Source organism: Halobacterium hubeiense (genome assembly GCF_001488575.1).
In the GTDB taxonomy this organism is placed as follows: Archaea; Halobacteriota; Halobacteria; order Halobacteriales; family Halobacteriaceae; genus Halobacterium; species Halobacterium hubeiense.
Genome location: NZ_LN831302.1, coordinates 104,215 through 126,987 on the forward strand (window position 1 = coordinate 104,215; position 22,773 = coordinate 126,987).

Annotated in this window: 25 protein-coding genes; 12 read left to right on the top strand and 13 right to left on the bottom strand. The window is 70.1% G+C overall.

The annotated features are described in order from the left end of the window. Positions 1 to 40 precede the first annotated feature (40 nt). Positions 41 to 238, top strand: a complete 198-nt coding sequence (locus tag HHUB_RS00530) for a hypothetical protein (protein WP_059055220.1) — start codon at positions 41 to 43, stop codon at positions 236 to 238. Here the strand turns inward: HHUB_RS00530 and HHUB_RS00535 are convergent. Then, the gene (locus HHUB_RS00535) at positions 235 to 1,209 is read right to left on the bottom strand and encodes a 5,10-methylenetetrahydromethanopterin reductase (RefSeq protein WP_059055222.1); all 975 of its coding nucleotides are present in this window, start codon (positions 1,207 to 1,209) and stop codon (positions 235 to 237) included. The genes HHUB_RS00530 and HHUB_RS00535 overlap by 4 nt on opposite strands. After that, entirely contained in the window at positions 1,196 to 1,957 is a 762-nt protein-coding gene (locus HHUB_RS00540; protein WP_059055224.1) for a coenzyme F420-0:L-glutamate ligase, read from the bottom strand. The genes HHUB_RS00535 and HHUB_RS00540 overlap by 14 nt, the downstream gene beginning before the upstream one ends. Positions 1,958 to 2,045: 88 nt before the next feature. On the opposite strand from HHUB_RS00540, the gene HHUB_RS00545 reads away from it, so the two are divergent. Together HHUB_RS00545 and HHUB_RS17565 are read left to right on the top strand one after the other, a co-directional pair. Next, positions 2,046 to 2,903 carry an NUDIX domain-containing protein gene (locus HHUB_RS00545; protein WP_337589475.1) on the top strand — a complete coding sequence of 286 codons (858 nt, stop codon included), beginning with the start codon at positions 2,046 to 2,048 and terminating at the stop codon, positions 2,901 to 2,903. Then, entirely contained in the window at positions 2,828 to 3,283 is a 456-nt protein-coding gene (locus HHUB_RS17565) for an eIF2B alpha/beta/delta subunit family protein (RefSeq protein ID WP_337589476.1), read from the top strand. The genes HHUB_RS00545 and HHUB_RS17565 overlap by 76 nt, the downstream gene beginning before the upstream one ends. Before the next feature lie 414 nt (positions 3,284 to 3,697). Here HHUB_RS17565 and engB read toward each other — a convergent pair whose 3' ends face one another. Beyond that, positions 3,698 to 4,315: a GTP-binding protein EngB gene (gene engB, locus HHUB_RS00550; protein WP_059055226.1), complete on the bottom strand. Its 618-nt coding sequence runs from the start codon at positions 4,313 to 4,315 to the stop codon at positions 3,698 to 3,700. 112 nt (positions 4,316 to 4,427) lie between these two features. Here engB and HHUB_RS00555 point away from each other — a divergent pair, with 112 nt between their 5' ends. Both HHUB_RS00555 and HHUB_RS00560 read left to right on the top strand, forming a co-directional pair. Beyond that, the gene (locus HHUB_RS00555) at positions 4,428 to 5,183 is read left to right on the top strand and encodes an SIMPL domain-containing protein (protein ID WP_059055228.1); all 756 of its coding nucleotides are present in this window, start codon (positions 4,428 to 4,430) and stop codon (positions 5,181 to 5,183) included. 47 nt (positions 5,184 to 5,230) lie between these two features. Next, positions 5,231 to 6,526 (top strand): TIGR00341 family protein, encoded by a 1,296-nt coding sequence (locus tag HHUB_RS00560; RefSeq protein ID WP_059055230.1) that lies wholly within the window; start codon positions 5,231 to 5,233, stop codon positions 6,524 to 6,526. On the opposite strand, the gene HHUB_RS00565 is transcribed toward HHUB_RS00560, so the two are convergent. Further along, positions 6,527 to 7,513 carry an NOG1 family protein gene (locus HHUB_RS00565; protein WP_059055232.1) on the bottom strand — a complete coding sequence of 329 codons (987 nt, stop codon included), beginning with the start codon at positions 7,511 to 7,513 and terminating at the stop codon, positions 6,527 to 6,529. Between the two features lie 93 nt (positions 7,514 to 7,606). On the opposite strand from HHUB_RS00565, the gene HHUB_RS00570 reads away from it, so the two are divergent. After that, positions 7,607 to 7,969, top strand: a complete 363-nt coding sequence (locus HHUB_RS00570; protein ID WP_059055233.1) for a DUF5518 domain-containing protein — start codon at positions 7,607 to 7,609, stop codon at positions 7,967 to 7,969. On the opposite strand, the gene hisE is transcribed toward HHUB_RS00570, so the two are convergent. The 4 genes from hisE to HHUB_RS00590 are packed head-to-tail and all read right to left on the bottom strand — an operon-like array spanning position 7,970 to position 9,526. Next, a complete protein-coding gene (hisE, locus tag HHUB_RS00575) occupies positions 7,970 to 8,254 on the bottom strand; it encodes a phosphoribosyl-ATP diphosphatase (RefSeq protein ID WP_059055236.1) in 285 nt (94 codons plus the stop codon). Beyond that, positions 8,251 to 8,697, bottom strand: a complete 447-nt coding sequence (locus HHUB_RS00580; protein ID WP_059055238.1) for a bifunctional nuclease family protein — start codon at positions 8,695 to 8,697, stop codon at positions 8,251 to 8,253. The genes hisE and HHUB_RS00580 overlap by 4 nt, the downstream gene beginning before the upstream one ends. A gap of 22 nt (positions 8,698 to 8,719) precedes the next feature. After that, on the bottom strand, positions 8,720 to 9,319 hold the full coding sequence (gene pdxT / locus HHUB_RS00585) for a pyridoxal 5'-phosphate synthase glutaminase subunit PdxT (protein ID WP_059055239.1): 600 nt from the start codon (positions 9,317 to 9,319) through the stop codon (positions 8,720 to 8,722). A gap of 45 nt (positions 9,320 to 9,364) precedes the next feature. After that, positions 9,365 to 9,526, bottom strand: coding sequence for a preprotein translocase subunit Sec61beta (locus HHUB_RS00590; protein WP_059055241.1), 162 nt, complete (start codon positions 9,524 to 9,526; stop codon positions 9,365 to 9,367). A gap of 191 nt (positions 9,527 to 9,717) precedes the next feature. Between HHUB_RS00590 and trxA the strand changes: the two genes are divergently transcribed. Both trxA and HHUB_RS00600 read left to right on the top strand, forming a co-directional pair. Then, positions 9,718 to 9,987: a thioredoxin gene (trxA, locus tag HHUB_RS00595; RefSeq protein ID WP_059055243.1), complete on the top strand. Its 270-nt coding sequence runs from the start codon at positions 9,718 to 9,720 to the stop codon at positions 9,985 to 9,987. Positions 9,988 to 10,090: 103 nt separating this feature from the next. Beyond that, positions 10,091 to 11,956, top strand: a complete 1,866-nt coding sequence (locus HHUB_RS00600; protein WP_059055245.1) for an SLC13 family permease — start codon at positions 10,091 to 10,093, stop codon at positions 11,954 to 11,956. A gap of 9 nt (positions 11,957 to 11,965) precedes the next feature. Here HHUB_RS00600 and HHUB_RS00605 read toward each other — a convergent pair whose 3' ends face one another. Both HHUB_RS00605 and HHUB_RS00610 read right to left on the bottom strand, forming a co-directional pair. Further along, entirely contained in the window at positions 11,966 to 13,147 is a 1,182-nt protein-coding gene (locus HHUB_RS00605) for an inorganic phosphate transporter (RefSeq protein WP_059055247.1), read from the bottom strand. 37 nt (positions 13,148 to 13,184) lie between these two features. After that, positions 13,185 to 14,111, bottom strand: coding sequence for a hypothetical protein (locus HHUB_RS00610; RefSeq protein ID WP_059055249.1), 927 nt, complete (start codon positions 14,109 to 14,111; stop codon positions 13,185 to 13,187). Between the two features lie 276 nt (positions 14,112 to 14,387). Between HHUB_RS00610 and HHUB_RS00615 the strand changes: the two genes are divergently transcribed. Together HHUB_RS00615 and thiD are read left to right on the top strand one after the other, a co-directional pair. Beyond that, a complete protein-coding gene (locus HHUB_RS00615; protein WP_059055251.1) occupies positions 14,388 to 15,317 on the top strand; it encodes a sulfide-dependent adenosine diphosphate thiazole synthase in 930 nt (309 codons plus the stop codon). Next, on the top strand, positions 15,317 to 16,687 hold the full coding sequence (thiD, locus tag HHUB_RS00620; protein ID WP_059055253.1) for a bifunctional hydroxymethylpyrimidine kinase/phosphomethylpyrimidine kinase: 1,371 nt from the start codon (positions 15,317 to 15,319) through the stop codon (positions 16,685 to 16,687). The genes HHUB_RS00615 and thiD overlap by 1 nt, the downstream gene beginning before the upstream one ends. On the opposite strand, the gene npdG is transcribed toward thiD, so the two are convergent. Then, entirely contained in the window at positions 16,658 to 17,326 is a 669-nt protein-coding gene (npdG, locus tag HHUB_RS00625; protein WP_059055256.1) for an NADPH-dependent F420 reductase, read from the bottom strand. The two genes, thiD and npdG, sit on opposite strands and share 30 nt — an antisense overlap. A 117-nt stretch (positions 17,327 to 17,443) precedes the next feature. Here npdG and HHUB_RS00630 point away from each other — a divergent pair, with 117 nt between their 5' ends. Beyond that, positions 17,444 to 20,719 (top strand): glucodextranase DOMON-like domain-containing protein, encoded by a 3,276-nt coding sequence (locus HHUB_RS00630; RefSeq protein ID WP_082687130.1) that lies wholly within the window; start codon positions 17,444 to 17,446, stop codon positions 20,717 to 20,719. A gap of 1 nt (position 20,720) precedes the next feature. Here HHUB_RS00630 and HHUB_RS00635 read toward each other — a convergent pair whose 3' ends face one another. Beyond that, a complete protein-coding gene (locus HHUB_RS00635; RefSeq protein WP_059055257.1) occupies positions 20,721 to 21,602 on the bottom strand; it encodes a TIGR01548 family HAD-type hydrolase in 882 nt (293 codons plus the stop codon). Positions 21,603 to 21,634: 32 nt separating this feature from the next. Then, entirely contained in the window at positions 21,635 to 22,018 is a 384-nt protein-coding gene (locus HHUB_RS00640) for a UPF0146 family protein (RefSeq protein WP_059058135.1), read from the bottom strand. 67 nt (positions 22,019 to 22,085) lie between these two features. Between HHUB_RS00640 and HHUB_RS00645 the strand changes: the two genes are divergently transcribed. Then, positions 22,086 to 22,607, top strand: coding sequence for an archaemetzincin family Zn-dependent metalloprotease (locus HHUB_RS00645; protein WP_059055259.1), 522 nt, complete (start codon positions 22,086 to 22,088; stop codon positions 22,605 to 22,607). Positions 22,608 to 22,773 lie beyond the last annotated feature (166 nt).

The following is a 22,773-nucleotide window of genomic DNA, read 5'->3' on the forward strand; positions in this document are numbered from 1 at the left end:
TCCCGGAGCATCTAAGGTACCAGCTCACACACGACCGCATATGGTCTGGTTCATCGACAACGCCGTCTCGCTCGTCGAGAACATCGTCACCGCCGCCAGCACGGACCCGCTCTCCGCTGCGCTCGTCCTCCTCGGCGGCGCCATCGTCACGCTCTCCGCCGGCGGCTTCGGCGCGCTCGCGCTCGGCGCGCTCGCCGAGTCGCTGGTCCCGGACACCGCGACCCAGCGCCAGCCCTAGACGCCCGCCGAATCGAACGCGTCCGCGAGCAGCGACACCGCCTTCTCCCGGTCGGGACCGAGCGGCGACGCCGCTACCACGCTGTCGACGTGCTCGCCGACCGCCGCCAACTGCTCGGCGACGTCCCCGGGGTCGCCCGCGATGCAGAACGCCTCCAGCATCCCGTCGGTCACCTGCTCGAACGCCGCCGAGAACTCGCCGGCCTCGATGGCGTCGCCGATGTCGCTGGCGCGCTCGGCGTCGATGCCGTGGCGCTCCAGTACGGGCGGCGCCGCGCCCGCCGCGATGAACGCGACCGGCGGCCGCGCGGCCTCCAGCGCGGCGTCAGCGTCCTCGGCGATGGACACCGACGCGAACGCCGCCACGTCCACGTCGCCGTCCACCACGCGGTCCGCTTCTCCCTCCGCGACGCGGTCGGCCGACCACGCGAGGTCCTTCTCGTGGCTCGCGTTCACCAGCACGCCGTCGGCGTGCTTGCCGGCCATCCGGAGCATGTGCGGGCCCTGCGCGCCCACGTACACCGGAATCTCGCCGACCTCGTAGTTCAGGCCCGCGTCCCGCGCGACGAACGTCCCGTCGTGATCCACGCGCTCGCCCGCCCACAGGTCCTGCGAGACTTTCATCGCCTCCAGCACCCGCCGCAGCGGCTTCTCCCGCTCGACGCCGAGATTGCGGAGCGTCGAGGCGTCGCCAGCACCCAGCCCCAGCATCGCGCGCCCGCCGCTCACCTCGTCGAGGGTCGCGACCTGCGACGCGAGCTTCACGGGGTGGGTGTCGTAGGGGTTCGCCACCCCCGGACCGAGTTGCACGGTCTCGGTCGCGGCCGCCATTTGGTCGAGCGCGATTGCCGGGTCGCGGTTGTTGTAATGACACGACGCGAACACCGCGTCGAAGCCCACTGACTCCGCCCGCGACGCGAGGTCTGCGACCTCCGAGACCGGAATCTCGGGCGTCAGCTCAATTCCGCGCATACTCCCACCCCCGGAGCGCCTGCCGCACGAAGTCACCGTCTATCTCGCGGTACAGCGCCTCGCTGCCCTCGTGGTCGCCGAACTCGAACTCCCGGACGACGACGACGGGCGTGCCGCCGTCGCCCTCCCCGGAGACGAGGTTCGCGGTCGCCGCGAGCTCGTCCACCACGCTCTCGACGGTCACTTCGAGCTCGTGGCCGTCGCGATCGGTCTCTCCGCGCCAGTCCCGGGACGCGGGCATTCCCGCCCAGCCGAGCGCGACGCCGCGCTGGCCGTGCCGGAACGGCCGCCCCGACGTGTCGGTCACGACGACCGCGACGTCCGCATCCAAGCCCTCGCGGATGCGCTCGGCGCTCTCCGACGGTCGCTCCGGGAGCAACAGTAGTTCGGCGCCGCCCGTGTTCGACCGGTCGATGCCGGCGTTCACGCCGACGTGGCCGAACGGCGTCTCCGTCAACAGGAACGGCGCCTCCATCAGCAAGTCCACGGACTCCTCGAGGACCGCCTGCGCGAACCGCGGGTCCTTCTGCTCGCCCGTGGCGTCCGCCAACCGGACGGCGATTTCCCGGGCGCGCGGCCCCGCCGGGTAGTCCGCCAGTGACGCCGTCCGCCCCTCAGCCTTCGAGACGATCGTGCTCGCGACGCAGACCACGTCGCCGTCCTCTAGGTCGGCGCGCTCGGCGACGAGGTCGGCGAGGCTGTCGTCCGAACGCACCTCCGGGAACTCCGGCACCGCGAACGCGTGCATACCCGGGCTTCGACGCCACCGACAAAAGCCCCGGCGGTACCGGACACGCTGGACTACGTTCAAGCCGCTGGCGCTCCCAGTTCCCCATGTGCCAACGCACGTCGTCACCGCCTTCCTGCGGAACGGGCCGGACGTACTGCTGTTGCGACGCAGCGACGACGTCGGCTCCTACCCCGGACAGTGGGGCGCGGTCGCCGGCCACGCCGAGGGCGACCCGGACGCGCAGGCCCGCGTCGAAATCGCCGAGGAGACGGGGCTCCACGACGCGGTCTCGCTCGTCCGCCGCGGCGACCCCTTCGAGGTGACCGACCCCGAGCACGGCACGTGGGTCGTCCACCCCTACCTCTTCGACTGCGACACTCGGAACGTCGACCCGAACTGGGAGACCGCCGACTACGAGTGGGTGCCGGCGACCGAAATCCGGGAGCTCGACACCGTCCCCGAACTCTGGACGTCCTACGACGCCGTGCGGCCGACCGTCGAGACGGTCGCCGGCGACGACGAGCACGGCTCGGCGTACCTCTCGCTGCGCGCGCTCGACGTGCTCCGCGACGAGGCCGCGCTCGCCGCCGACGACGGCGGCTGGCCAGCGGTCGCTGAGACTGCCCGCCGACTCCGCGACGCGAAGCCGAGGATGGCGGTCGTCCGGAATCGCGTGAACCGCGCGGTGACGACCGCCGACCGCGCGGCCGACAGCGTCGAAGCCGCGGCCCGTGAGGTCGCTCGCGAGGCCGTCGATGCGGACGACCGCGCCGCGAGCAACGTAGCGAGCGAACTCGACGACATCGACGCGGTGTTCACGCTCTCGCGCTCCGGGACCGTCGAACGCGCGCTCTACCACGCGCGCTCTACCACGCGCGCTCCGAGCAGGTGTTCGTCGCCGAATCACGGCCCGGCGGCGAGGGGATTGCTGTCGCGGAGTCGTTCGTCGGCGACTTCGACGTGACGCTCACCAGCGACGCGAACGTTCCCGCGACGGTCGCCGACGCCGACGCGGTGCTCGTCGGCGCGGACGCCGTCTTCCCGGACGGCCGCGTCGTCAACAAGGTCGGGACGCGCGCCGCCGCGCTCGCCGCCCGCGACGCCGGTATTCCGGTGTTGGTCGTCTGCGCCGCTGACAAGGTAGCCCTGGAACCGCACCCGGTCGGCGACAGCGAAGCCGGGTCGCTGTACGACGGCGACGCGCAGCTCGACGTCTGCGACCCCGTCTTCGAGGTCGTTCCCGCGCGCCTCGTCGACGGCGTCGTCACCGAGGAGGGGCGACTCGATTCCGCAGACGTCGAGCGGGTCGCCGACGAACACCGTCGCTGGGCGGACTGGGAGTGAAAGGCTCTTCTCCCGGGAGCCCCTACCACGCTCCCGGGCGACGGTGACGAGGAGTTACCCCCTCCGAGCCCCTTGTGACGAGGAATTTTCTCCCGAGTCGCCCGCCTCAGAACTAGGCAGCGACGGCTGTAGCTCGCAGGCGGCGTTCGAGTTCGCGAGCCGGTCCGCCGCCGTTCCGCGTCCGCCGGCCCGCGGCGACTGTCAGGTCACGCGCTCGGTTGGCTCCGTTCTCTCACTTGAACCTACGCAGCCGACGAACAAGCATCCGCGAGCCTCGCGGCTCGGAGAGCCCGAGGCGAGCGGTTCACTCGCGGCGAAGCCGCGAGGCCGACGAACCCCCGAAGGGGTGAGGACGGCTTTTGGCCGAGCTTTTGTCGAGGGCGCGCTCCGCGCGCCCGCAGCGCAAAAGGTCGCCTAGAAGAACTTCTTGAGGTCGTCGCGTTTCTCGGCGTCGAGGTGCGTCCGGACGGCGTCGTCGAAGGCGCTGGTGCGGCCGTGTTTGGCGGCGATGGGGGCGATGGTGTCCTGCCACTGCTTCCACGGGGGGTGGAGGCCGAGGCGGTCGGCGACGTCGTTCAGTCGTTCGTCGCGGTCGTCTACTTTGTCCATCTTGTTGACGGCGACGACCGGCTGGATGTCAAGGTCCTGGAGGAGGTAGAACAGCTCGACGACGTGGGGAATCTCGTCGTCGCTGGTGTGGCGGTCGATGATGTCGACGGCGGCCTTGCCGTCGAGGACGAGCACGCCGACCATGATGTCGTCGGCGTTGTCCTCCAGGTAGCGGACGACGTCGGTCTTGATGCGTTCGCGGACGTCGTCCTCGACGCCGGACATGAACCCGAAGCCGGGGAGGTCGGTGACGACGAAGTCGTCGCTGGCCCAGTCGTAGTGGTTGGGTTTCCGGGTGACGCCGGGCTTCTGGCCGGTCGCCACGCTGTGGCCGGTAATCTCCCGCATGAGCGTGGACTTGCCGACGTTCGACCGGCCGACGAGGACGACCTCGTCGCTGCGGTCGGGGCGGGTGTCGAACATACCGTTCGTAGCCGGTCGGCGGGGTTAAGTCCCGCGTCCGGTAGCGCACGCTCAAACGCGGGTTTCACTCTGAGCGAGGTTGAAGGCGTCGCCCGTCGTAGCGTGGTGTGTGATGCGACAGCAAACACTCGTGCTCGCGGTCCTCGGCACCGCCCTGGTGGTGACTGCTGGCGTCGCCGGCGCGCTCACTCTCGGGAGCGGGTCGGCGACGGCCGGTCAGGCGGCGCCCGACGAACAGTCGATTACGGTCTCCGCGGACGGCACCGTGGAGGCGTCGCCCGACCAGGCGGTCGTCCGGGTCGCGGTGACGGCCACCGGTAACGACTCCTCGGCGGTCCGCGACGAGATTGCCGAGCGCGCCGAGACGATGCAGTCGGCGCTCGAGTCGTCCGGCGTCCCGTCTGAGAACGTCCGCACCGCGCACTTCGACATCCGTCAGGAGCGCGAGCGGACCGGTGACGGAATCGAGCGCGGCCAGTACGTCGGCACGCACGCGTTCGAAATCACCGTCGAGGACACCGATTCGGCCGGCGAAGTCATCGACACGGCCGTGAACAACGGCGCCGACCGCGTGGACGGCGTCTCGTTCACGCTCTCCGACGAGAAGCGCGATTCCCTCTACCAGGACGCGCTGACGAACGCGATGGGCAACGCGGAGACGCGCGCCGACACGCTCGCCGACGCCGGCGGGCTCTCGGTGACCGACACCCACACTATCGTCTCGACGAACACCGACTACCGCGCGTACCGCGTCGAGTCGGCCGCGCTCTCGGCTGGCGCCGCTGCCGCCTCCGGGACGTCCGTGGAGTCGGGACCGGTCACCGTCACCGCGGACGTCCGCGTGACGTACAACGCGACCGTCGCCTGAGCGTCGTCCCCTGAACGCTTTTCTTGTGCCCGCGTGAACGCCCGGTCGTGCGACTCGTTCAGGCGACCGTTCCGACGGGCAAACGCGAGGCCGTCCTCGACGCGCTCGACGAGGAGGGCATCGACTACGTGGTCAGCGACGAGACCAGCGGTCGCGACTACAACGCCGTCGTCCACTTCCCGATACCCACCGAGGGCGTCGAGGACGCGCTGGAGGCGCTCCGCTCGGCGGGGCTCTCCGAGGACGCCTACACGGTCGTGTTGAGCGCGGAGACGGTCGTCTCCCGGCACTTCGACGACCTCGAAGACCGCTACAGCGAGGAGGAGGAGAACGGCGACAAAATCGCCCGCGAGGAGCTGGTCGCCCGCGCGAAGGAGCTCGCGCCGTCCCGACCGACGTACGTCGTGATGACGCTCGTCAGCACCATCATCGCGACCGCGGGCCTGCTGTTGGACTCGCCGGCGACGGTCGTCGGCTCGATGGTCATCGCGCCGCTTCTCGGTCCGGCGATGTCCGCGAGCGTCGGCACCGTCGTCGACGACGAGGACCTGTTCCGCAGGGGCGTCTATCTCCAGTTCGTCGGTGTCGTGCTCGCCGTGGTGGGCGCGGCGGCGTTCGCGTTCTTCGTGAAGTACACGAACGTCGTCCCGCCCGGGCTGGACGTGCTGACGCTGTCGGAGGTCAGCGAGCGCCTGCGCCCGGACTTCCTCTCGCTCGTGGTCGCGCTCGGCGCCGGCGTCGCGGGCGTGTTCAGCCTGATGACCGGCGTCTCGTCGGCGCTGGTCGGCGTCGCCATCGCCGTCGCGTTGATTCCGCCGGCCGCCAGCGTCGGCATCGGCATCGCGTGGGGCGTCCCGGCGCTCGCCGTCGGGTCCGGCGTGCTCGTCATGGTGAACGTCCTCTCCATCAACCTCGCCGCGCTCGTCGTGCTGTGGTACTCGGGCTACCGCCCCCAGCGCTTCTTCGAGGTCGGGCAGGCGCGCTCGGCGCTCCTGAAGCGCGGCGCCGCGCTCGCCGTCGCCATCGTCGTGCTGTCGGCGTTCCTCGGCGGCGTCACGTACACGTCTTACCAGTCCGCCACCGAGGAACAGGCTATTAACGACGCCGTCGGCGACGTGCTCTCGCAGTCCGAGTACGGCGACGCCGCGCTGCTGGACACGAACTACGAGTACGAACAGGGGCTGATTCAGCGCGAGCCACAGCGCGTCGTCGTCACCGTCGGCGCCCCGCCCGGCGCTGACTACCCCGGGCTCTACGACGCGCTCGACGAGCGCGTCAGCGCGACCACGGACCACGACGTCGAGCTGGAAGTCAGGTACGTCTACCGCCAGCAGTCGGGCTGACTACTCCTCGTGGGGGAGCGTCGGCTCGTAGCCGACCGCTTCCACCGCCGCGTCCAGCGTCTCCTGGACGCCCTCGCCGTTCTCGACGCTCATGTAGCAGTCCGCCGCCACGTCCTCGGAGAGGTCCGCCTTGTTGCAGACGGTGACCAGCGGCACGTCCCCGAACTGGTCGGCGACCTCCGCGCGGAGCGCGCGCTGGTCCTCGAGCATGTACCCGCAGGTCTCGCTGGCGTCGAGGAAGAACAGGATGACGTCGCCGGCGTGCGCGAGCGCCGACACCGCCTGATTCTCGATTTCGTTGCGCTCGTCGGCCGGCCGGTCGAGCAGGCCGGGCGTGTCCACGATCTGCCAGCGCACGCGCTCGACGTCGAAGTGGCCGACCTCGATGCCCTTCGTCGTGAACGGGTACTCGGCGGTCTCGATTTTCGCCGACGACACCGCGTTCACGAACGACGACTTCCCGACGTTCGGGTAGCCTGCGACCACGATGGTCGGGGCGTCCGGGTCGATTTCGGGGAGGCCCTTCAGCGCGTCGCGGGCGCGCCCCACGGCATCGAGGTCGTCGTCGATTTGCTCCATCACGGAGCCCATGCGCGCGAACCCCTGCTTGCGGACCTTCCGCATCGCGTCGGTGTCCCCGCGCGGGAGCTTCCCGATGTACTCGCGGCCGAGGTCGTGGGTCTTGTTCGCCGCCCACGAAATCTCGGAGAGGTGCTGGCGGAGCGCGTCTATCCCCCTCTCGTCGTCGAACTCCCGGCGGAGCACGGCGTCCGCGAGCTCGTAGTAGAACGGGTCCACGCTGTCGAAGTCCGGCCACGCCGTCACGACGTTGTGGAGGTTGTCACCGAGGATGTTCGACGACGTCTGCAGCATCGACTCCTGGGCCTCGTAGCCGCCCTTCGCGCGGCCCGCCCGAGCCGCCCGCGAGAACGCCTTGTCGAGGAGCTCCTCCGACGTCGGCGTCGTCGGCAGGTTCTCGAAAATCATACACCGAAGTAGGTCCGCGGGACGTAAAAGCGCACGTATCGCCGCCGACGGCCGCCCGCGAGGCTTTTCGGCGTCGCCCACCTCTCTCCCGGCATGGTCAACTGGCGCGCGGTCCTCACCGGGTTCGCCGTGGAGTTCGTACTGGGTGTGTTCGCGTTCGCGCTCCCGGGCGTCGGGCACGCGGCCGCCGGTCTTGTCGGCGGCTTCGTCGCCGGCTGGATGGCCGACGACGGCGTCTGGGGCGGCGTCGTCCACGGCTTCCTCGCGGGCGCGCTCGGCGGCCTCCTCGTCGCCGTCGTCGTGCTCGTGCTCGGCGTGCTGTTCTCCGCGACGGGCCTCCTGCCCGTCGGCCTGCTCGGGCTCGGTATCGGTGCGATAGCGCTGGTTTTCTTCGGCCTGCTCGCCATCGACAGCGCCATCGCGGGCGCAATCGGCGGCTGGCTCGCCGCGTCGTAACTACCGCCGCGCTTCCAGTTCGTCCAGCAGGTCCTCGGCGTCCACGTCGTTCTGCGCGAGCACGACGAGCATGTGGTAGACGATGTCCGCGCCCTCGTGGGCGAGTTCCTCCTCGTCGCCGTCCTTCGCGGCGAGGATGAACTCCGTGGCCTCCTCGCCGAGCTTCTCTAGGGCGGCGTTCTCGCCCTTCTCGTGGGTGAACAGGTCGGCCGTGTAGGAGTCCTCGGGGAGAGTCTCTTTGCGGTCCTCGATGACGGCGAACAGCTCGCGGATGGTGTCGCTCACGCCGCCATCACCTCCCGGATGTCGTCGAGGTCGTCGAACTCCGCGGGGTCGCGGCGGCCGTCCTCGAAGACGGCGTCGTCCACCTCGATGGGGGCGTCCGTGCGCGCGGCAAGCGCCAGCGAGTCGCTCGGGCGCGCGTCCACGATGGCGTCGCCGCGCGGTGTGTCCACGTGGAGGTCCGCGTAGTACGTGCCGCCGTCCACGTCCGAGACGGCGACGTGGTCGATGCGGCCGCCCAGCTCCTCCACGAGGTCGAGCGTGAGGTCGTGGGTCAGCGGCCGCCCGATGTCCGTGGCGTCCAGCCCGCGCGCGATGCTCGTGGCCTCCTCGAAGCCGACGAAGATGGGGAGCACGTCGTCCTCGCCGTCGACGCCGACGAGCACGACCGGCAGCGGGCCGTCCGGCGTCCCCGCCACGCGGACGCCGTCGATGTGAGCGTTCATGGCCATGGTTTCGTGAGGACGGTCAAAAGCTTGCCTCCTCGTTCAGGAAGAAGGCTAAGTCGTGGATGCGGGAGTCACTCGTCAGTTCGGGGTGGAACGACGTGCCGACCACGGGGCCGTCCCGAATCGCGACCGGGTTCCCCTCCCAGTCCGCGAGCACGTCCACGTCCGCGCCGACGTCGGCGACCAGCGGCGCGCGGATGAACACCGCGGGGAACGGCTCGTCCAGTCCCTCGACGTCCAACGGCGCCTCGAAGGAGTCCTTCTGCCGGCCGAACGCGTTCCGGTCCACCGTCGCGTCCACGAGGTCCAGCGTCTGCACGCGGTCGTCGTTGGCGTCCGTCGAGGAGACGATGAGGCCCGCGCACGTCGCCAGCATTGGCTTCCCGCTCTCGACGTGTGCTTTCACTTCCTCGTCGATGCCCTCGCGGGCGAGCAGCCGCGAAATCGCGGTCGACTCCCCGCCCGGCAACAACAGGATGTCACAGTCCGGGACGAGCCCCGAGCGCCGAATCTCGGTGACCTCGGCGTCCAGCCCGTGCTCGTCGGCGGCCCGACGGATGGCGTCCGCGTGCTCGGAGACGTCCCCCTGCACGGCGACGACGCCGGCGCTGACAGTCATGGACTGGCCTACGGACCGCCGCGGAAAAAGCCTCTCGGGGTCGGGCTACGCGAAGAACTGGAGGAGGAGGACGGCGATGCCGAAGAACGCGCCCGTCGCCACCACGGAGCGCGGGTCGATACGGATGGCGTTCGGGTCCTCGGAGTCGAAGTACCGGACCAGCCCTGCGCTGGACATCAGTCCGCCGGAGTTCTGTCCACTGCTCATACGACCGAGTCGGGACCGAACCCGCGTAAACCTTTCGTGTCCACCCGGGCGTGCCCGCTGTAGCCCCGCGAGCCGCGCCGTACCGGGGCGCTCGGCGTGGGCGTCCCCCCGGTTCGCGGCCCGAACGAAGCGGCGAGGGTCGTCCCGTGAGAAACCCTTATGCGGGGCGCGGGGCAAGGGAAAACAGACCGATGACTGTCACCATCAAGGACTTCTACGCCGACTGGTGTGGCCCCTGCAAGACGCAGGACCCCATCCTCGAGGACCTCGAGGAGGACTACGGCGACCGCGTCACCTTCGAGAAGATCGACGTCGACGAGAACGAGGACGTCGCCAACGAGTACCAGGTGCGCTCGATTCCGACCGTCGTCATCGAGGACGACGACGGCGTCGTCGAACGCTTCGTCGGCGTCACGCAGCGCGACCAGCTCGAGGACGCGCTCGAAGAAGCCGGCGCGTAAGCGCTCGTTCTCGCGGCCCGGCCGACACCTCCCTCCCCGTTGTTTTCGCCCCGCCAGCGCAGCGACCGTCAGGCTGTTGTAACCCACCGCCGACAGTCCCCCCATGTTCGCGTCTCTGCCGCTCGCCGCACTCGGGGACCTCCCCCCGGTGACGACCGAGATGGCAGTCGTCTTCGTGCTCGTCGCAATCACGCTGGTGTTGTTCGTGACGGAGGCACTGCCGCTGGACGTCACCGCGATTCTCGTGATGGTGACGCTGATGGTCCTGCAGGACTGGACGAACATCTCCGTCACGGAGGGGCTGTCGGGGTTCTCGAACCCGGCGACCATCACGGTGCTGGCGATGCTCATCCTGAGCAACGGCATCTCGCGGTCGGGCGTCGTCCAGATCATCGGTCGGTACATGTCCGCGTTCGCGGGCACGAACAAGCACCGCCAGCTCGCCTCCACGATTCTCGCCACGGGGCCAGCGTCGGGGTTCATCAACAACACGCCCGTCGTCGCCATCCTCGTCCCCGTCATCAGCGACCTCGCGCACAAGGGCGGGACCTCTCCCTCGAAACTACTGATGCCGCTGTCGTTCGCGTCGATGCTCGGCGGAATGTTGACGCTCATCGGGACGTCGACGAACATCCTCGCGAGCCAGACCGCCGAGCGCATCGGCACCGAGCGCGGCGTGGAGGCCCTGCACGCGTTCTCGATGTTCGAGTTCACGCACCTCGGCGCCATCGTGCTCGTGGTCGGCGCCGCCTACCTGATGACCATCGGCTACTGGCTGCTCCCCGAGCGCGTCCCCCCGGAGGAGGACTACCTCGCGGAGTACGACATGCAGGACTACCTCAGCGAGGTCGTCGTGCAGGCGTCCTCGCCGCTCGTCGGGAAGACCGTCTCGGAGGCCATCGACGAGCAGCGCTTCGACGCGGACGTCCTCCAGCTCGTGCGCGGCGGCGAGCGGTTCATCGAGCCCATCGGGCAGAAAGTCATCAAGCCCGGGGACGTGCTCACGATTCGGACGGACCGCGAGACGCTGGGCGCTATCGCGAACGTCGACGACCTCGCGCTGACGGGCGCGCCCGAGACCGACCCCGAACTGGAGCCCAGCACCGAGGAGGCAGAGCAGACGCTCGTCGAACTGGTCATCCAGTCGGGGTCGTCGCTGGTCGGCGAGACGCTGCAGTCGTCGTCGTTCCGCGGGCGCTACGACGCGAACGTGCTGGCGTACCGCTCCCGGGGGGAGACCGTCCGCCAGCGCATGGACGAGCTGAAGCTCCGCGTCGGCGACACGCTGCTGATTCAGGCACCCGAGGACAGCATCGACCGGCTCTCCCAGAGCCCGGACTTCATCCTCGCGCACGAGCCCGACGAGCCCGACTACCGCACCGAGAAGATTCCGTACGCCGTCGCCACCATCGTCGGCGTCATCGGCGCGGCGACGCTGCTCCCCATCAACATCGTCGTGTCGGCGCTCGCGGGCGTCGTCGCGATGGTTGCCACCGGCGTGCTGCGGCCCGGCGAGATTTACGAGTCCGTGGACTGGAACGTCATCTTCCTGCTGGCGGGCGTGATTCCGCTCGGCATCGCCTTAGAGCAGACCGGCGGCGCGGAACTACTGGGAGCGCTGGTCGCGTCCACCGGCCAGTTCCTCCCCGCTATCGGCGTGCTGTGGGTGTTCTACATGGCGACCAGCCTCATTACGGGCGTCATCTCGAACAACGCCAGCGTCGTGTTGATGATTCCCGTCGCCGTCGAGGCCTCCCTGGAGGTCGGCGCGAACCCGTTCGCGTTCGTGCTCGCGGTGACGTTCGCGGCCTCGACGGCGTTCATGACGCCCGTCGGCTACCAGACGAACCTCTTCGTCTACGGGCCGGGCGGCTACAAGTTCAGCGACTACGTCCGCGTCGGGATGCCGCTGCAGCTGCTGTTGTCGTTCGTCACGGTCGCCGGCATCGCGTTCTTCTGGACGCTGTGAGCGCCCCCGTCAGAAGCCGAAGACGGGGACGAAGCGGAACGTGAGGTAGGCGCCGACGGTCGCCAGCATCGGGACGACGTTCTGCATGAGGACGACCCGGGCGGTCGTCCCGGGGTCGAAGAGGTCCGACGCGCTCGGAATGTCCTCGGGCTCCTCTTCGCCGATTTCCGGCACTTCCTCGTCGCCCTCCTCGTCGGCGGCGAGCCCACCCACGGAGACGGGAACCTCGCCCTCGCCGCGGACGGCGTCGGGCACCGACACCGGGCGCGTCGCGCGCCCCCAACCGAGGCCGACGATGGACATGGTCGCGATGACGACGAAGCTCGCGGGGATGCCGATGGCCGACAGGAAGATGACCAGCGACGCGCTCACCACCGCGACGACGATGGCCGCGGTCAGCGGGAGTTCCGTGATGTCGCTGCCCATCGTCTCCAGCGTGCGGCGCGCGATGGTGAACGCGCCGATGCCGACCGCCACACAGCCGATGATGATAGCCGGGTTCATCTCTAAGACGCCGCTGCCCACGAGCGGTGCGATGGCGTTGGCGACGTTGCTCGTCCCCGAACTGAACGCCATCAGACACCCGATGGCGATGACCGTCGTGACGCCCCACAGCTCGCGGCGGTTCGTCGTCTCTGTCGGCCGCGGCACCGGGACGACGCCCGAACGGTCGAGTTCCAGCAGGTCGCCGCCGCTGCGCTCCATCGCGATGAGCCGGTGGAGCCGCGCGTAGAAGTACCGGCCGACGACCAGCGACACCCAGAAGCCGATGACGGGCGCGACCAGCCACCAGATGGCGATTTCCCCGAACACCGCCCAGTCGAGGGCGTTCTGGGAGACGCCCAGCCCCGCGATGGCGCCGACGGCCGTCATCGACGTGGAGGCGGGCACGCCGAAGAAGTTCCCGACGAACAGCGCCAGCCCCACGAAGAACAGCACGCCGATGCTGGCCTCCAGCGTGAAGATGCCGGGGTTCGTGACGAGCTCGCGCCCGAGCGTGTCCACGACCCGGCGGCCGAGCGTCCACGCGCCGACCGCGAAGAACGCGGTCATCAGCAGCGCCGCCACGGGCTTCGAGATGGCGTCCGCGCCGACCGCCGGCCCGAACGCCGGTCCGGTCGTCGACCCGCCGACGTTGAAGCCGACGAACATCGCCACCAGAATCCCCACGAGGAGCAGGACGCTAATCACGCCGCCACCCCGCTGTCGGTCCGCGTGACGAGCGCGCTCATTTGGGCTCGTCCTCGTCGGGCTCGACGTCGTCTTGCGACCGCTTCTCCTCCTCGCTGTCCTCGTCTTCGCCGTCCTCGTCACCGTACCGCTCTTCGACGGCTTCGACTTTCTCCTCGACGGACTCGTCGGTCTCGGTGTCGCCGGTCGTCTGCTCCACCGTCTTCTCGACGGTCTCCTCGACGGTCTTCTCCACCGTCTCCTCGACAGTCTCCTCGACGGTTTCGCCGACTTTCTCCTCGACCGTCTCCCCCACTGTCTCCTCGACGGTTTTCTCGACGGTCTGCTCGACGGTTTCGCCGACTTTCTCTTCGACCGTCTCGCCCACTGTCTCCTCGACAGTCTTCTCGACGGTCTGCTCGACGGTTTCGCCGACTTTCTCCTCGACCGTCTCACCGACGGTTTCTTCGACGGTCTGCTCGACGGTTTCGCCGACTTTCTCCTCGACCGTCTCACCGACGGTTTCTTCGACGGTCTGCTCGACGGTTTCGCCGACTTTCTCCTCGACCGTCTCACCGACGGTTTCTTCGACGGTCTGCTCGACGGTTTCGCCGACTTTCTCTTCGACCGTCTCGCCGACCGTCTCCTCGACGCTGGCCTCCACGGTCTTGTCGACGGTTTCGCCGACGGACTTCTCGACGGTCTCTTCGACGGTTTCCTCGACAGTTTCGCCAACCTTCTCCTCGACCGTCTCGTCGACGGTCTCGCTGACGGTCTCCTCGACGGTGTCGGTGACCGCTTCGGTCATCCAGTCGGGGTCGAAGCGCGCCATCTTCCACGCGATGTGGACGACGTACGACGCCAGCACGCCCAGCCCGAACGCCAGTCCGGTCCGGGTGCCGACGACCGAGAACAGCGCCACCGAGACGAAGATAAGCACGCCGTACACGAGGTCGGTGAGGCTGTCAACGCGGTTCGGGTTCATGCACTCACCTCCGTCTGCGCGAACGCGCCGCCCGCTGTGCAGGTCGTTTGCAAGCCACGCGACCGTGTGTAGCCCGGCGCTAACGGGCTACGGTGGACGAGAAATGTGATACTAACACGGAGGGCGCGCACGGAGAAAGGGATTCCGATGGGTGGGGTCTCCCGGCGACAGGTGTCCGCCCCGCCCGAGGCCGTTCGACGCCGAAACTCGGCTGTGGGCCCGCGGCCGCAGTCGCACACCCCAACCGATAAGTAGTCGGTGGTAACACTAGCGAATATGTCGTTCGACTCGTTCGCCGACGCCGACGAAGCACAGGTCACGCGCGCAATTGCCCGCCAGTGGACGGAGGAGTTCATCGACGACACCGAGACCGACGTCATCATCGTCGGCGGCGGCCCCTCCGGGCTGATGGCCGCCAAGGAGCTCGCCGAGCGCGACGTTGACGTCACCGTCGTCGAGAAGAACAACTACCTCGGCGGTGGGTTCTGGCTCGGCGGCTTCCTGATGAACAAGCTCACCGTCCGCGCGCCCGCCGACGACGTCCTCGACGACCTCGGCGTCCCCTACGAGTACGACGACGAGACCGAGGGGCTGGCGGTCGCGGACGGCCCGCACGCCTGCTCGTCGCTCATCAAGGCCGCCTGCGACGCCGGCGCGCGCATCCAGAACATGACCGAGTTCACCGACGTCGTCGTGCGCGACGACCACGAGGTCGCGGGCATCGTGATGAACTGGACGCCCGTCCACGCGCTCCCCCGCGAACTCACCTGCGTCGACCCCATCGCCGTCGAGTCCGACGTGGTCGTGGACGCCACCGGCCACGACGCCGTCGTCGTCTCCAAACTCCAGGAGCGCGGCGTCGTCGAGGCCGAGGGCATCGAGCACGCCGACGAACACAACACGGGCATGGACAAGACCGCGGACGGCGAGTACGGCGCGCCCGGCCACGACTCCCCCGGCCACGACTCGATGTGGGTCGCCGACAGCGAGGACAAGGTCGTCGAACAGACCGGGAAGGTCCACGACGGCCTCGTGACCGCGGGCCTCTCCACGGCGACCGTCCACGGCCTCACGCGCATGGGCCCGACGTTCGGCGCGATGCTGCTCTCCGGGAAGGCCGCCGCCAACGCCGTCATGGACGAACTCGGCACCGACGAACCGCGCGTCGACCTCCCGTCGCGGGCCGCGCCCGCCGCCGACGACTGATGCGCCCCGTCGCGCTCACCGTCGCCGGGTCGGACAGCGGCGGCGGCGCGGGCGTGCAGGCCGACCTGAAGACGTTCGAGGCCTGCGGCGCGTTCGGCACGTCCGCGCTCATCGCCGTCACCGCGCAGAACACCACCGGCGTCACCCACAGCGCCGTCCTCGACCCCGAGACCGTCCGCGCACAGTACGACGCGGTCGTCTCGGATTTCGACGTCGCCGCCGCAAAGACCGGAATGCTCGGTGGCGCCGACGTGGTCGAGGAAGTTGCGGACGCAATCGCCGCAGCCGACTTCCCGGTCGTCGTCGATCCCGTCGTCGTCGCGCAGTCCGGCGACCGCCTGCTCACCGAGCGCGGCGTCGACGCCGTCCGCGACGACCTGCTCCCGGAGGCCGCGCTCGCCACGCCGAACGTCCCCGAAGCCGAACTGCTCGCGGGCGTCGAAATCGAGGACGAGGCCGACCTCCGCGCGGCCGCCGAGGCCGTCCGCGACCTCGGCCCGGACGCGGTCCTGCTGACTGGCGGCCACCTCGACGGCAACCCCGTGGACGTCTACGCCGGCGAGACGACGCGGGCGTTCTCCCGCGAGCGCGTCGACACCGACGACACCCACGGCTCCGGCTGCACGCTCTCCGCTGCCATCGCCGCTCGCCTCGCGGCCGGCGACGACCCCGAGCGAGCGGTCGAGCGCGGCGTCGACGCCACCGCCAGCGCCATCGAGTCGGACCTCTCGCTCGGTGCCGGCAGCGGTCCCGTGGACCACGCCGCAATCGCTGACGGGCGCCGCGCCGTTCCGGACGGCTCGCGCGCGCCCGAGAGCGACGACGCGACCGACGCAATCGAAGCGGTCCGGGACGTGGCCGCCGTGCTCGAACGCGAGTGGCCGCCCGAACTCGTGCCCGAAGTCGGAACGAACGTCGCTGTCGCTCCCGCCGACGCGACCGCTCCCGAGGACGTGGTCGCCGTCGATGGGCGCTTGCACGCGACGAAGCGCGGCGTCCGCGCCGTGGGCGGCGTCGCGCCGGGCGCGTCCAGTCACGTCGCGCGCTTCCTGCTGGGGGTCCGCGAACGCGACCCGCGGGTTTCGGCGGCCGGGAACGTCCGCTGGAGCCGGGAGCGCGAGGCGGCGCTGCGCGAGCGCTGGGACGTCGAGCGCATCGACCGCACCGACGAGCCCGCGGACGCCGACGGCACGATGGACTGGTCCGCGCGCGAGGCGATGGCCGGCCGCGAGCGCGCGCCCGACGCCGTCGTCGACCGCGGCGCAGTCGGGAAGGAAGCGATGATTCGCGTGGTTGCAGCAGACGCCGACGCGCTGCTGGAGAAGCTCAGCGAGGTCGCGTCACTCGAACGTGACGCCGACGTCGTGTAGGCCGTCGTTGTGGAGCGCGAGGTCCACGAGCAGCGGCGTCAGCGATTCGACCTCGGCGGCGTTCGCCAGCGGCCCGGCGTCCAGCGCGCGGATGCCCTCGATGCCCTCCGCGAGCGAGACGACGTTCTCCTTGGCGTCGCCGTCGTCGCCGACGACGAGCGTGTCCAACTCTAACTCCACGTCGAGGTTCGCCAGCCGGTCGGCCGCGAGGTTCTGGAACGCGCCCACTACCGGCACCTCGTCGGGCGCGGTCTCGGCGACGAGTTCGGTGACGCTGCCCGCGCTCGGCGGGTTGTAGTCGAAGCCGCCCTGCCGCTTCTTCATGCCGACCGCGGGCGACACGAGCAGGGTGTCCTCGTCGATGCGGTCCGCGATTTCCGCCACGAGGTCCGCGACGTGGTAGGGGGGGACCGCCAGCACCACGACGTCCGCGCGGTCGGCCGCCATCTCGTTGGCGAACCCCGTAATCTTCCGGTCGATGCCGCGGCTGTCCAGCTCGGTCTCGTACTCCTCGGCCTTCCCGCGAGCGCGCTCGGGGTCCCGCGACCCGACCACGACCTCGTGGTCGGTGTCGTACGCCCACCGCAGCGCCAGCCCTTCGCCGATGTCGCCGGTCCCGCCGAGTAACGCGATTCGCATACCTCACCGTCTCCCGGCGCGTGGTTAAGAATTGTGTGGGCGCCGGCGCGGGCGGCGGCCCGAAAAATAATTTACTACATAAAACATTAAGTTTTGGAACACACTGGGTGGGGGTGCATGCCAACACTCGACAGGCGAACGCTGTTGAAGGCGCTCGGCACCGGCGCGGCCGCGGCGGTTGCGGGCTCAGGGAACGTCGCGGCGGCCGGCGCGCCGTCCGGCGGCGACGACGCGTACTGGACGACCGGCGAGCAGTACGGCGTCGGTACCGTCGCCGACCACGCGGCCGACGACCCCTCCCGCGTCTGGTACACGCTCACCGAGGGTGCGCTCGCGCAGGCTCGCTTCCCGCGCGCGGACCTGACGAACGTGCGGACGCTGGACGTGCTCGTCGCCGACCCCGACAGCGAGTACGCCGCCCGCACGTTTCAGGTGGACCGCACGGGCGACGCCCTCGAACGCACCACGGAGCCGGTCGCGGACGACGCGCTCCTGTTCCGACAGACGGTGACCGACCCCGAGCGCGGCTGGGAGGTGGCCGTCGAGTACGCCGCCGACCCCGACGGCGACGCGGTGCTCGCGGACGTCGACTTCGACGGCGCCGGCCGCGAGTACGACGTCTACGTCGTCTGCGACCTCGCGCTGTCGAACTCCGGGCTCGGCGACGACGCGTCCGTCCGCCAGCTCCGCGAGGCAAACGGCAACGGCAAGGCGAAGGGCGGCGGCAAGGGCAACGGCAAGGCGAAAGGGCACGGCCCCGCATACGCGCTCACCGCACACGACACCGGCGAGAACGACGACCAGGCCGTGATTCGCGACGAGAACGGCGACCCGTACAACGTCGCGCTCGCGCTCGCCGCGCGCAGTGGCTTCGAGTGGGCGAGCGTCGACGTGGTCGGCGGGGACAGCCTCTCCCCGCTGCTCACGGCCGGCGACGCCTCGACGGCCTACGAGAACGCGTCCGGGAACGTTGCGCTCACCGCGCGCATCGGCTCCGGCGCCGCGCTCTCGGAGACGGTCGCGCTCGGGTTCGCCGAGAACGCCGACGAGGCCGCCGCGCTTGACGAAGCCACGGGCAGCCTCAAGCGGTCGTTCGACGCCACGCGAGCGAAGTACGCGAAGTCGTGGCGGTCGTGGCTGCGCGGCGTCGACACACCCGCGTCCGTCGCCGGCGACGACGTCCTCGAACCCCAGTATAACTTCGCCGCGATGGCGCTGAAAGCCGCCGAGTCCAAGCAGTTCCCGGGCGCAGGGCTGGCGGCGCTGTGCGTGCCGTGGGGCACCGAAGTCCAGGCGAACCAGCCCAGCGACTACGGCTACAACTACGTCTGGGGGCGGGACCTCTACCAGTCCGCGACCGCCTTCGAGGCGATGGGCGACGTCGAGTCGATGCGCGCCGCCGTCGAGTACCTCTACGGTGTCCAGCAGCGCGAGGACGGCTTCCTCCCGCAGAACACGTACCTCGACGGCCGCACGCGCTGGGGCGGTGAACAGCTCGACGAGATTGCGTTCCCGAGCCTGCTGGCCCACCAGCTCGTCGAGCGCCACGACCACGCCCTCGCGGACCTCGACTTCGACTACGCCGACGTGAAGGCGTCCGCCGACTACGTCGCCGCCCACGGCCCCGAGACCGGCCAGGAGCGCTGGGAGGAGGAGGGCGGCCTCTCGCCGTCCACGACCGCCGCGGAAATCGCGGGTCTGGTCGGCGCCGCGCACCTCGCGGCCGACGCCGACGCCCGCGAGGACGCGCTGCTCTACCTCGCGCTCGCGGACCACTGGCAGGCCAACACCGAGGCGTGGATGGCGACCGAGACCGGCGCGGACGGCAACGAACCCACGCCGTACTACGTCCGCGTCAACGACGACCGCGACCCCGACGACGGCGCGCCGCGGAGCCTCGCCAACGGCGGGCCGACCCTCGACGAGCGCGCGGTCGTCGACGCCGGCTTCCTCGAACTCGTCCGCCTCGGCGTGAAGCCCGCCGACGACCCGGTCGTCCAGAACTCCGTCTCCGTCGTGGACGACGCCATCCGCGTGGAGACACCCCACGGCCCCGCGTTCTACCGGTACAACGGCGACGGCTACGGCGAGCAGGACGGCTCCGGCCAGTACCGCGCGGGCGCCCCGTGGAGCCTCGACAACGCCGGGAAGGGCCGCCTGTGGCCGATTTTCACCGGCGAGCGCGCGGAGTACGAGCTGCTCGCGGGCGACGAGGACCCCGCGGCGCTGCTCCGTACGATGGCCGGGTTCGCCAACGACGGTCGGATGCTCCCCGAGCAGGTGTGGGACCGCGAGGAGCCGACCGCGTTCGGCTGGGAATTCGGCGAGGGCACCGGCTCGGCGACGCCGCTGTCGTGGAGCATGGCGCAGTTCGTCCGGCTCGCGCACTCGCTAGACGCCGGCGAACCGGTCGAGACCCCGGCGGCCGTCCGCGACCGCTACGCCGACGGCGCGGCGCCCGAGGGGCCGTCGCTGGACGTGTCGTTCCCGCTGCGGGTCGTCGGCGAGCAGCCCGCGACCGTCTCCGGCACCACGGACGCCGAGGAGGTCGTCGTGAGCGCGCTCGGCGACACCCGCAGCGTCCCCGTCGAGGACGGAGCCTTCGAGACGACCGTCGAACTGCCGGACGGCGAGACCCGCATCACCGTGGTCGCCGCGGACGGCGGCGACGTCGCGGAGGCGGGGACGACGGTCGCCCGGAAGACTGTCGCGTACGCCGACGTCGGCGACCCCATCGCGGAGTTCGACGACGCCACCGGCGACGACCACGGCCCCGGCGACTACACGCACCCGACCGCGGACGTCTTCCAGGACGGTGTCTTCGACATCGACACCTTCGGCGTCTACGAGACCGACACGACCGTCCAGTTCCTCGTCTCGCTGGCCGGCCCGCTCACGAACCCGTGGGGCGGCAACGGGTTCAGCCTCCAGACCGTGCAGGTGTACGTCAGCGACCCCGCCGCCGACGACGGCACCGTCGAGGCCCGCGAGGGCGTCAACGCCACCTTCGAGGCGCCCTACCAGCAGCGGGTGTTCGTCGAGGGGTGGAACCCACCGCAAGTCGAGGCCGCCGACGGCACGACGGTCACCAGCGACGTGTCCGTCTCCGCGTACCAGTCGCTGGACGCGATAAAGATCGAGGTGCCGAAGAGCGCGTTCGGCGGGTCGCTCGCCGACAAGCGCATCGCGCCCCTCCTGCTCTCCCAGGAGGGAAGCGTCCCGGGCCGCGTCCGGCAGGTGCAGGCGTCGAACTCCGGCTACTACTTCGGCGGCGCGCGCAACGACAACGCGCCGAACGTCCTCGACCTCGTGACGCCCGAGGGCGTGACGAACGCCGACGCGCTCGCGTACACCGACGCGGAGACGGCGACAATTCCCTACGTCGACCTCTGAGCTACTCGCCGCGCGGCTCGACGGCCTCGGGGAGGTCGTTGACGGAGTCGAGCACGCCGTCCGCGCCCGCGTCCTCGTACTTCCGGCGGCCCTCCGGCCCTGTCAGCCCCCCGGTCAGCACGCCGAACGCGTAGTACGACCGTTCCGGGTCCGCTTCGCTCGCGTTCACCGCCGTCTCGACGTCGTCGAGGGTGTCCCCGACGAACGCCACGCTGTCGGCGCCCGTGCGCTCGGCGAGCGCGACGAGCGCTCGCGGGTGGGGCTTGCCCTCCTCCCAGTCGTCCATCGTGAACCGGCGCTCAGCGGGCACGTCGAGGCCCACGCGCTCTAACGCGATTTCGGCTTCCGCCTCCGGCCGGCCGGTCAGCACGCCGACGGGGAACTCGCTGGTGAGCGCGTCGATTGTCTCGGGCGTCACGATGACCGGCTCGTCGTTGATGTACCCCTCCTCAGCGGGGAGGTCGGCCTCCTCGCCCTCCAGTTCCTCGTAGAGGTCGCTGCCGAGGTACAGTTGCTGGAACACCTCGCGGAGCCGGTCGGGGCGCCAGTCCTCGCGCACGCGCTCGACGCCCTCGGGGTCCAGGTGCGACTCCACGACTTCCTCCGCGCCCGCCAGCCCGCCGCCGTGCGCGGCGACCTGGTCGGTGAACTCGCCGACGTCGCCCTCGTAGCCCTCGCGTCGGGCGAGCACGAACAGCGCCGCCGCGTCCGTCAGCGTCCAGTCGTTGTTGAACCCGCCCGCGTCCTTGAACTGCTGGACGGCGGCCTTCTCGATGGTGTCCCCGTAGACGTACTGGACCGACTCTACGATGGCGCGCCGGTAGGAGTCCGCGACGTCCACGAGCACGCCGTCGACGTCGAGCACGACCGCGTCCACTTCCATGTCTCGACCGACGCGGCCCGCCGAAAAGACAGTTACGTCCCCGGACGCCCCGACTCGCCGCGCTCCCGCGCGACGTACAGCGTCCCCGAGGCGACGGGCCGCCGCTCGACGGGAACTGCGGGCTGGTCGCCGCCCAGCGTCGTGAACAGGCACGCCGCGTCCGCGGCCTCCGCCACGGCGACGAGCGGCCGGTGGAGTTCCGGCGGGCAGTTCAGCGCGTACACGGCGTCGGCGTCGGCGTACACCGACGCGTCGGGGTCGGTCACGTCGTCGCGCACGAACGTCACTCCCTCGGGCACCTCGCGCTCGTGGACGTCTGTCGCCGTCACGTCTCGACCGCGAGCCGCTAGCTCGGCCGCCATGTCCGGCCGCCGGCCCACGCCGACCTCCACCAGCCGCTGGTGGTCGGCGAGCATCGCCACGGCCTCGGGTGGGTTTCCCACGCCGGGATGTTTATATCTCGCGGCGCTTAACGTCGTCCCAATGCGGGTCGACATCGTGCCCGTCGGCGACGTTCCCGCGAACGTCAAACGCGAGGCCTCTGCGAGCCTTCGGAGCATCTACGACTGCGACGTCGTCGTCGCGACAGAACAGCCCGTCCCCGAGAGCGCGTACGACGACGCCCGCGGCCAGTACCGCGCCGCCGAACTCATCGACGTTGCCACCCGCGCCGGCAACGGCGACAAGACCATCGCCATCACGCCCGAGGACCTCTACTACCGTCGCCGCAACTACGTCTTCGGACTCGCATACCTCGACGGCCAGGGGTGTGTCGTCTCCACGTACCGCCTCCAGACCTCCAGCGACGGTGGCTTCTCCGAGCGTCCCGCCAGCGACGTCTTCGCGGACCGCGTGCGCAAGGAGGTCGTCCACGAAGTCGGGCACACGCTCGGCCTCGAACACTGCGACAACAACCGCTGCGCGATGAACTTCTCCCCGACCGTCCGCGAAGTCGACCGCAAGGAACAGCACCTCTGCGGCAGCTGCCAGCGCACGGTCTTCTAAGGGCGCTTTTGCGCTGCGCTCGGCGGCTTCGCCGCCTCGCTCGGCAAAACCGACACCAAAAGCACTCCTCGCGCCCTACGGTCACTCGTCGGCCCGCGCTCACTGCGTTCGCGCGGTGAACCGCTCGCCTCGGGTCTTTCAGACCACTCGGCTCGCGGATGCTCGC